Consider the following 8,583-nt stretch of genomic DNA (forward strand, 5'->3'; position numbering starts at 1 on the left):
GGCGGCGCGCGCCTACCAGTCCGTCGAAACTCCGCTCGGGCGCATCCTCGATTCGCGGCCGGGATTCGATCGGCACGGCAGCGCCTACGAGTTGAATGGCAACGCGAGCTGGGAACTGGACATCTTCGGCGGCCTGCGCCGTGAGCGGGAAGCCGCGATCGCGGAATACCAGGCCTCGCAAGCCGGCGCCGTGGCAGCCCGGCTGGCCGTGGCCGCCCAGACGGCCGATCTCTACATCGCCCTGCGCGGACTGCAGGCGCGCCTGGTGATCGCGCGGGACCAGGTCCGTACGCGCGAGGACCTGCTGTCCACCGTCCGTCTGCTGAATGGGAAGGGATTGGCGGCTGACTTGCAGGTCAGCCAGGCCGAAGGCGCACTGGCTCAAGCGCAGGCCACCATTCCTGAACTCGAGCAGGGCTTGGACGCCGCCAGGAATGCGCTGGACGTGATGCTCGGGAGCCCGGCGGGCACCGATGCAGCCAGGCTCGCGGACGCGGAGGTGCCCATCGCGCCGGGCATCGCCGGCATCGGCGCCCCGGCCGACCTGCTTCAGCGGCGCCCCGACCTGATCGTCGCCGAGCGGCATCTGGCCGCCTCGAACGCGCGCATCGGCGCGGCCATGGCCGAGTACTACCCCAAGCTCTCGCTGAGCGGCCTGATCGGCAATGCGACGTCGGTGTCGGCGGGCCAGCTCTTCAGCGGCGGCGCGAGCCAGGCGGCCGGCGTCGTCGGCCTGCGCTGGCGGCTGTTCGACTTCGGCCGCATCGACGCGCAGATCCGCCTGACGCGGGGCCAGGAGGCCGAGATGCTCGCCGCGTACCGACTGGCCGTACTGCAGGCAGGCGAGGACGTCGAGAATGCCCTCACCGCCGTGGTCAAACGCGAAGCGCAGGCGGCGGTGCTCGCCCAGGGCGTGGACGCCCTTCGGCGAGCGCGCGGGGCCTCCTTCGCCGCCTATCAGAAGGGCATCGTCAGCCTGATCGAAGTGCTGCAGGCCGACGAGAACCTGCTCCGTGCCTCCGATGCGCAGGTCCAGGCGCGCACCGGCTCGGCCCGGGCGGCCGTCGGCGCCTTCAAGGCGCTCGGTGGCGGGTGGAGTCCGGACGCGGAGACGATCCCCCGCGACCAGCAAAGCGCTTCGATGTGGAAGCCCAGCGGCGAATGAAGGCGTGACATCGGCACCGGGCGGCCTCGCCCGCGCGGCCCTACTCCTTGTTTTTCGCGAGACGTGCCGCGAGCTTCATGAGCGTCGGCACCCGCTTCCTGCCATGCATTGACCGCAGCCGCACCTTCGCCGCGCCAATGTCGATCCCCGCGCAGGTCACCACCAAAGGCGGCGCTTCGTCTTCCCGCAGGACCTCCGACTGCGCCGACAAGCCCGGCAGGCTTTTCTTCGACACGCCGACGACCGGGATCGCACCGCCGAGCGCCTCATACAGATGCCGGCCCACGCCCGGCGTTTCATCGGTATCCAGATGGACGAAGCCGTCGATCAGGAGGAGCTCGGGAGTAAGGCTGTGCTCGCGCAGCAGCTGCATCACGCAGCTGACTTCCCTCAGGTCGACGGCACCCCGGACGGCCTTCTCGACCGGCGCGATGGGCGAGACATAGGTCTTGATCGGCTCCGGCGAATCCCAGGCGTCGAAAGCCACCGCCGCGGCATTCGCCTGGGCACCGTCGAAATGAACTGCGACAACGAGTTTCATGCGCGGAATTATCAGCATGCACTGCGCGCCGCCCTGCATGACAACGCCCGCGGGCATCCGCCCATTTCGAGCGAGTTCCCCTCTCTCCAAGTGGGCTGGCGCGCGCGTGCCTGGCGCGGCAGCATGGCCTCTTCATCCCCGAATCCAAATGGAGTCAACCTCATGTCCGACAAAGCAGGCACCGCAGTGAAGGAAGTCGCCAACCTCGGCGTCCCTTGGGAACAGGCCTATGGCTACGCGCAGGCGGTGAAGGTCGGCAACATCATCCATGTGTCCGGGCAGCTCAGCCACGATGCCGCCGGCGCCCTGGTCGGGCCCGCGCCCCTGGACGAGCACGGCCGACCCAAGGACTTCTCCAACATGGCGCTGCAGATGCAGACGACCTACGAAAACGCCCGCCGGCTGCTGTCCCACTTCGGCGCCACCTTCGACCAGGTCGTCGAGGAGACGCTCTTCGTGCTGGACGTGGATGCGGCCTTCGCGGTCGCGGGCGAGGTTCGGCGCCGGGTCTACGGACCGACGCCAGCCGTCGCGAGCAACCTCATCGGCGTGTCCCGCCTCGCCTTCCGCGAGCAACTCATCGAGATCGCCTTCCGCGTGGACCTGTCCCTCGCCTGAGGAGCCGCGACGACGGCCGGGTACCGAGGCCCGGCACCGGGATTGCCGCATGCCTGCCATTGCCGCCGCGAACTGCGCTGAAGGTGAGGAATGGCGATGGAGGCGCGACACTCTTCCAAGACTGACCTGGTGGGGAAGGTCCTCTACATCGAGGACAACCCCGTCAACATCCTGGTGATGCAGCAGTGGGCGACCCGGTTCCCCGGCCTGCACTTCGAGGTGGCGGAAACGGGATCCGATGGCGTCGAGCGATTCCAGCGCTTCCGCCCGGACGTCGTGCTGCTGGACATGCAGTTGCCGGACTGCGATGGCCTCGAGGTCCTGCGCCGGCTGCGCTCTCTGCCCTCGGACAGCCGGGTGCCGGTGGCGATGGTGACGGCTTTCTCCGCGGAGACCGACCGGCGCCGCGCGCTGGACGCGGGCGCCGCCGCCTATTGGCTCAAGCCGGTGGACTTCAGCCACCTCGAGCGGGAGCTGAGCACCTTGCTGTCGCGGGTTGCCGAGCGGAGGCCGTGATGCTGCGCCGGGGCTCCGCAGCTGACGCCGACCCGTCCGCCCGGACGGACGGCCGGATCGCCTCGGCAAGTCCCTTCGCGACGCCCCAAGCGCCGAGCCGCTGGGGAGCCCCCTCCGCCGTCGGTCTGCTCCTCGCCGCGCTGTTGATGCCGGCGACGGCGATCGCCCAGGATCCCGGCACCGGCTACGTCGTCCTGAACAGCTACTCCCAGCCGCCCTTCGTCCAGGCGGGCGAGGCCGCCGAGAGCGGCCTGGCGCCGACTTTCGTCCGGCTGCTGCGAGACGCGTCCAGGCTGCCGGTGCCATTGACGCTGGAGACCGTGCCGCGCAAGCGCCTGGAGTTGAGGCTCGAAGGCCCGCGGTTTCAGGGACTCGCCGTGTTCCTCGCGCCCGAGTTCCTGTCGGAGGAAGCCAGGGCCGGCAAATGGTCGGTGCCGCTGCTGGTGGACGAGAACGTGCTGGTGAGCCTGCGCCCGCTGCCGATGTCCTCGCCGGAGGACCTCGTCGGCATGCGCTTCGGCGCCATTGCCGGGCACATCTATCGCGTGCTCGGACCGTATGTCGAGGCACGGAAGATCAAGCGGGAGGATGCGCCCGACCACGTGTCCAACCTGAAGAAGCTCTGCCTGGGACGGGTGGACTTCGTGGTGATGAGCCGTTCCGAGCTGGCCGGCAGCGGCGGGCTCGCGGGATGTCCTCAGCCCTTCAAATGGCGGTCGTTCCCGGAGCCGCAGGTCATCGTGCGGCGCGTCGTGATTCGGGTGCCCGATGCGCGGGTGACGGACCGGCTGCTCGCCGCGACGGAAGCGGTGGCCTGCAGCCCGGCGTGGCACGCAGCCCTGCAGCGACACCAGCTCTCGACGGTGGGATGCAATTCGCCACGGAGCGCGCAGGACCCCACGCCGCGGCGCTGACTACGCGATGCGGCAGCCCCCGAGCTCAGCGCTCGCCTTCGGCGCGACCGCAGCGGGACCGGCAGTCGCTCGCGACCTCAGTTCGTCCCGGCACTGGACGTCCTGTCCGCATTCGTGGTCGCGCGAGTGCCCTTGAGGTACTCCTCGACGTTGGCGGCCGAGGTCCCGACCGCGGCGACGGCCTCCCGGATCTGCTGCGGCGACACATCGAGCTTCCTGGCCCACGCGTCCATCTGCCCAGGGTCGCCGACATCGACGAGTGGCCCGAGTTCACCGGAGGGCGAGGCGAAACTTGCTTCTTCGGACATGGCCTGCTCCCGGGCCACGACGCGGGCCCGCTCGCAGGCTGAGCGGCATGCTGCGTTCCTGCGGGCGACCCCGTTTCAAACTCGCCATGCGAGTGGCCCTGGGCTCGCGCTTCGACTCACTTCTTCCGGTTCTTCTTCTCTTTGTCGTAATGCCATTTGATGGCGAAGAACATGCCGGTGCCGAACACGAGCAGCTTGAACGTCACCAGGACGATCGGGATCCATTCCATCATTTCTGAATACTTCCGGACTTTGACTGGGCGCCGTCATTCGCGAGGATCGCGACGGGTTGGCGCTCGGGTGCCGTCGATGCGGCCGGCGAATTCTCGCTTGCCGGCGAAGCCCTTGCCGCGCGCCGTCTAACCGGCGAGCACCAGCTGGCCATCGGGATAGCGCGATGACATGAAATCCACGAAGGCCTTGACCTTCGGGCTGGCCAGTCGTCGCGAGGTGTGGAGCACCCACAGATCCACCTCCTTGCCGCCCGTCGCGCCCCATTGCACCAGCGCGCCCTTCGCAAGCTGGTCCCAGATGATCGACTGCGGCACCTGCGCGACGCCGGCCCCGGCGATCGCGGCGTCGCGCAGCATCAGCATGGACGACAAACGCAACACGGGCACCGGCTCCAGCGTCAGGCCGGTGCCGTCCAGGGGCCAGGTCTCGCCGTCGCGAAAGGCATTGACCACGGCAGGCACCCGCACCGGTGTTCTGCTTCGCCGCGGCTTCGCGATCGACGGCGCCGCCACCACGACGAGCCGGTCCTTGGCGAAGCTCCTGCCCACGAGCGTCGTGTCCGGCCGGGGGTTGGGACGGATCGCCACGTCGAATTGCTCTTCGACCAGGTCCACCACCCGATCCTCCGCCACCACCTCGACCGTGACGCCCGGATAGCGCTGGCGGAACTCGGCGCAATGACGCCCCATCGCGAGCTGCGAGAAGAGCACCGGGGCGGCCACGCGCAGCCGGCCGGCCACCTGGCCGTCGCCCTCCCGCGTCGCGGTGAACGCGTCCAGCACCTCGCCCATCGGACCCGCGGTCCGGCTGAGCAACTGCCGGCCAGCGTCGGTCAGCTCCAGCCCCTTGGCGCTGCGCTCGATCAGCCGCACGCCGAGCTGCTCTTCCAGATCCGCCACGCGACGCGACAGCGTGGCCTTCGAGCGGCGGCTGGCGCGACTGGCGCGCCCGAAGCCGCCGTGGGTGGCCACCAGGTTGAAGTCCACCAGGGCATTGAGGTCCATGTGTTCCGGATCCGAGACGGTATGTCTCGATTCTGGCGGCTGTGTTCATCGTCTGCAACGGCCTATCTTTCGTCCGTCACCCCGACATCCCCCTTCTTCAAACGGAGTTTCAAATGAGCATCCTCGTCATCGGTTCCACCGGAACCATCGGTTCCCTCGTCGTTCGCGGCCTGGCCGAGCAAGGCGCCCAGGTCCGCGCCCTGGTCCGTCAACCCGGCAAGGCGTCGCTGCCTGAAGGCGTCCAGGCCGTCGTCGGCGACCTCACCGACGTCGCCTCCCTGCGGACGGCGATGACCGGCGTGCGCACCCTGTTCCTGCTCAACGCGCTGGTGGCCGACGAGCTCACCCAGTCGCTGCAGGCGCTGAACGTGGCGCGCGAGGCCGGCATCCAGCGCATCGTCTATCTGTCGGTCATCAACGCCGACAAATATCCGGAGGTGCCGCACTTCACCAGCAAGCACACGGTGGAACGGATGATCGACCGGCTCAACCTGCCCGCGACGGTCCTGCGTCCGGCGTACTTCATGCAGAACGACATCGGCATCCAGCCGGTCATCGAGGGCTACGGCGTGTTCCCGATGCCCATCGGCGCCACCGGCGTCGCGATGGTCGACGCGCGCGACATCGCCGACATCGCCGTGGCGGAACTGCTGCGTCGCGACCGCGCGGAAGGACCGCTGCCCGCGGTCACCCTCGATGTCGCCGGCCGGGAACTGTTCACCGGGGAATCAGCGACAGCCGTCTGGAGCCAGGCGCTGGGCCGCCAGATCCACTACGGCGGCGATGACGTCGCCGCCTTCGAGGCACAGCTGGTCCAGAACCATGTCCCGCCCTGGATGGCCTATGACCTGCGGCTCATGATGGAGCGCATCCAGCAGGTCGGCCAGATCCCGGCCGACGGCGCCGTGCAGCAGCTGGAAGCGGTCCTCGGCCGACCGATGCGCACATACCAGGCCTTCGTCGCCGAGCAGTTGAAGAAGGCCTGACGAGGCAAACCGTGCCGCCGCGCGCGCACCGTCACGCGGGCGGCATGGGGTCGCAGCATATGCCCGGCGACGACCGCCAAGGCCGCATGCCGCCGGATGTCGGCGCACGCCGGCGTCGCGGTCAATCGAAGCGGTAGCCCGCGCTGAGGAACCACCGCGGGTTCCGGTCCCTGTCCTCGGCCTCCGGACGGCCGCCACGCACGCGCCAGCCCAGCGTCGACTCCGCCACCCACCGGCCGGCCGTCCAGCGTCCGCCAATGCCGGCGCCGGCCAGGCCGCGCCGGCCGTCGGAGCCCGCATCCCAGGGCTTGGCATTGAGCTTCACCTGCCCGCCATCGCCCCAGACGAATGCGGTCATGCCCGCCGCGACGGTGGCACGCAGTTCCGTCTGGGCCATCCAGCCGCGGTCGCCGCTGCCCTCGCCCATCGGGTAGGCGCGCACGCCGAGGAACCCGCCGAGGCCGAATTTCTCGGACGCATCGAGATTGCCGCCCGACCATTGCGCGGACAGACGTACGTAGGCGCTGAAGGTGTCCGACAGCCGCTGGATGCGCGCCAGGTCGAGGTTGAAGCGCTGGAACGCGCCGCGCGTGCGCGCGGTCGCATCGTCGAGCGCGCGCGACGCGTCATCGAGCCGCAGTCGGCCCAGCGTCGCCGAGACCTGCCCGTAGGTCACGCCGCCGCCGGCGATGCCGTCGCGCACGTCGAACTGGAGACCGGGCGACAGCAGGTCGCTCTTGCGCTTGCGCGTGATGCCCAGCGCGTCGTACTGCTGCTCGAGGATCTTGTGCGAGAGGTTCAAGGACGCCAGCAGGTTGGTCTGCTGCGACCGGATCAGCGCGCGCGTGAGGCGGCCGCTGACGGAATCCGCGAGGCCCTTGGCGCCAAGCGCGGCGAAGGCTCCGTCGAGCTGATAGCTGCTGCGGCTCAGCGAGATCGATCCACGGGTGCCGGTCGCATCCAGGGGAGTTTCGTACTCGGCGGAGCCCAGCCAGAGCTTCTCATCGGTGACCAGCGCGGTCAGCGAGACGCGGTCGCCGAAGCGGAACGGACTGTTGATGTTGACCAGGCCGCGCAGCCGATAGGCCCCGGTGCTTTCGTTGCCCGTGTTGTCCAGTCCGACCTCGCCCGAGACCTGGTTGCGGCGCTCGACGTCGACCTGCAGTTCGGTCTCGCCGAACTGGGCCCCGGGTCTGAGCACCGGCCTCACGCTGAAGCCGGGCTGGTCGTCCAGCAGCAGCATCGTGCGCTCCAGCGTGTCGCTGCGCACCGGCGCACCGAGCGGGATGCCGGCGTCCAGGAAGGGCTGCGCGCCCGGGACCTTCGGGTCGTCGCCGCGCGCGGAGACCTTGCCGATGGCACCTTCCACGACCTGCACCAGCACCTCGCCGTCGGTGACCTTCTGCGCGGGCAGATAGGCGCGCGCCAGCGCGAAGCCGCGTGATCGGTAGGCTGCGGTGATGCGGTCCGCCAGGCCCTGGAGATCCTGAAGCGTCATCTTCCGACCGATCACCGGTCCCACCGCGGACTGCAGCAACTCGGTGGGAACCGAGGCGTTGCCCTCGATGCGCAGGGCGCGCAGCTCGACGGTCGGGCCGCCGGCCTCCGCGCCGCCCTTGGGCGCGGGGGGCAGCACGGGCAGCGCGCTGCTCGCGGCGCGGCTCGGCGGCTGCGGGGGCGCATTGCCCTGGAGTTCCATGCCGGCCGTCTGGGCCCAGGTCGCCGCGGCGGCCAGGAGCGGCACGGCCGCCGCGATCCGGCGCGCGGGGAAACGCTTCGTGGGTGTCGACGTTCGGGTCAAGTGGCTCTCCCTCATTGCGCCGGCGCCGGCTGGGCGCCTGCCTGTTGTCGGTCCTTCTGCGGCTGGCGATTCACGTTGAGCCCGCCATCGACCACGAATACATCCAGCGGCCCGTTGGCGCTGCGCACCGACACGGCTGCGCTGCCGGGCACCGCCTCCTTCGCACGGGCAGCGCCCGGCGAAGTCGTCGACGCCGTCGAGGCTGTCGCACGGCCAGCGGGCGCGGTGATGTTGGTCGACATCGAATCGGGAATCTCGAATACGCCGGCCGCGCCGGCGCTGTCTCGCGCCGCACCGACGACCGACGACAGCGCGGGTGCGGGCAAGACCTGTACCTCCTGGCCCGCGCTCCTGGACGGCAACGGGGAACTGAGCGCCACGTAGTTCAGGTTGCCAAGCGCCATGGTGCTGGCCTCTCCGCCCAGGCCCAACCGCGCGTTGTCCGGGAAGTTGGGGACGGCGGCGGGCGCCTTGACCAAGGCGTCGACGTTGGTGG

10 protein-coding genes are annotated in these 8,583 nt (G+C 69.7%); 5 read left to right on the plus strand and 5 right to left on the minus strand.

From position 1 onward, the window contains the following. Positions 1-1,165: TolC family protein (locus FUT87_RS09180; protein WP_147240838.1), on the plus strand; the 1,165-nt coding region annotated here is incomplete at its 5' end. A gap of 40 nt (positions 1,166-1,205) precedes the next feature. Here the strand turns inward: FUT87_RS09180 and FUT87_RS09185 are convergent. Beyond that, entirely contained in the window at positions 1,206-1,706 is a 501-nt protein-coding gene (locus tag FUT87_RS09185) for an endonuclease V (RefSeq protein ID WP_147239950.1), read from the minus strand. 162 nt (positions 1,707-1,868) lie between these two features. Here FUT87_RS09185 and FUT87_RS09190 point away from each other — a divergent pair, with 162 nt between their 5' ends. The 3 genes from FUT87_RS09190 to FUT87_RS09200 all read left to right on the plus strand — a co-directional run bounded on the left by FUT87_RS09190 (position 1,869) and on the right by FUT87_RS09200 (position 3,754). Then, positions 1,869-2,324 carry a RidA family protein gene (locus FUT87_RS09190; RefSeq protein WP_147239949.1) on the plus strand — a complete coding sequence of 152 codons (456 nt, stop codon included), beginning with the start codon at positions 1,869-1,871 and terminating at the stop codon, positions 2,322-2,324. Positions 2,325-2,453: 129 nt separating this feature from the next. Further along, positions 2,454-2,840, plus strand: a complete 387-nt coding sequence (locus FUT87_RS09195; RefSeq protein WP_186830318.1) for a response regulator — start codon at positions 2,454-2,456, stop codon at positions 2,838-2,840. 146 nt (positions 2,841-2,986) lie between these two features. Continuing rightward, positions 2,987-3,754, plus strand: coding sequence for a hypothetical protein (locus FUT87_RS09200; RefSeq protein ID WP_147239947.1), 768 nt, complete (start codon positions 2,987-2,989; stop codon positions 3,752-3,754). 77 nt (positions 3,755-3,831) lie between these two features. On the opposite strand, the gene FUT87_RS09205 is transcribed toward FUT87_RS09200, so the two are convergent. Together FUT87_RS09205 and FUT87_RS09210 are read right to left on the minus strand one after the other, a co-directional pair. Beyond that, positions 3,832-4,062, minus strand: a complete 231-nt coding sequence (locus FUT87_RS09205) for a DUF3606 domain-containing protein (protein ID WP_147239946.1) — start codon at positions 4,060-4,062, stop codon at positions 3,832-3,834. Between the two features lie 359 nt (positions 4,063-4,421). Then, positions 4,422-5,300 carry a LysR family transcriptional regulator gene (locus tag FUT87_RS09210; protein WP_147239945.1) on the minus strand — a complete coding sequence of 293 codons (879 nt, stop codon included), beginning with the start codon at positions 5,298-5,300 and terminating at the stop codon, positions 4,422-4,424. A 113-nt stretch (positions 5,301-5,413) separates the two neighbouring features. Between FUT87_RS09210 and FUT87_RS09215 the strand changes: the two genes are divergently transcribed. Beyond that, a complete protein-coding gene (locus tag FUT87_RS09215) occupies positions 5,414-6,286 on the plus strand; it encodes an NmrA/HSCARG family protein (RefSeq protein WP_147240839.1) in 873 nt (290 codons plus the stop codon). A gap of 121 nt (positions 6,287-6,407) precedes the next feature. On the opposite strand, the gene FUT87_RS09220 is transcribed toward FUT87_RS09215, so the two are convergent. Both FUT87_RS09220 and FUT87_RS28585 read right to left on the minus strand, forming a co-directional pair. Next, positions 6,408-8,030, minus strand: coding sequence for a ShlB/FhaC/HecB family hemolysin secretion/activation protein (locus tag FUT87_RS09220; RefSeq protein WP_186830446.1), 1,623 nt, complete (start codon positions 8,028-8,030; stop codon positions 6,408-6,410). Between the two features lie 68 nt (positions 8,031-8,098). Further along, the coding region (locus FUT87_RS28585) for a hypothetical protein (protein WP_186830447.1) at positions 8,099-8,583 on the minus strand (485 nt) is incomplete at its 5' end.

It is taken from the genome of Mitsuaria sp. TWR114 (assembly GCF_007997345.1).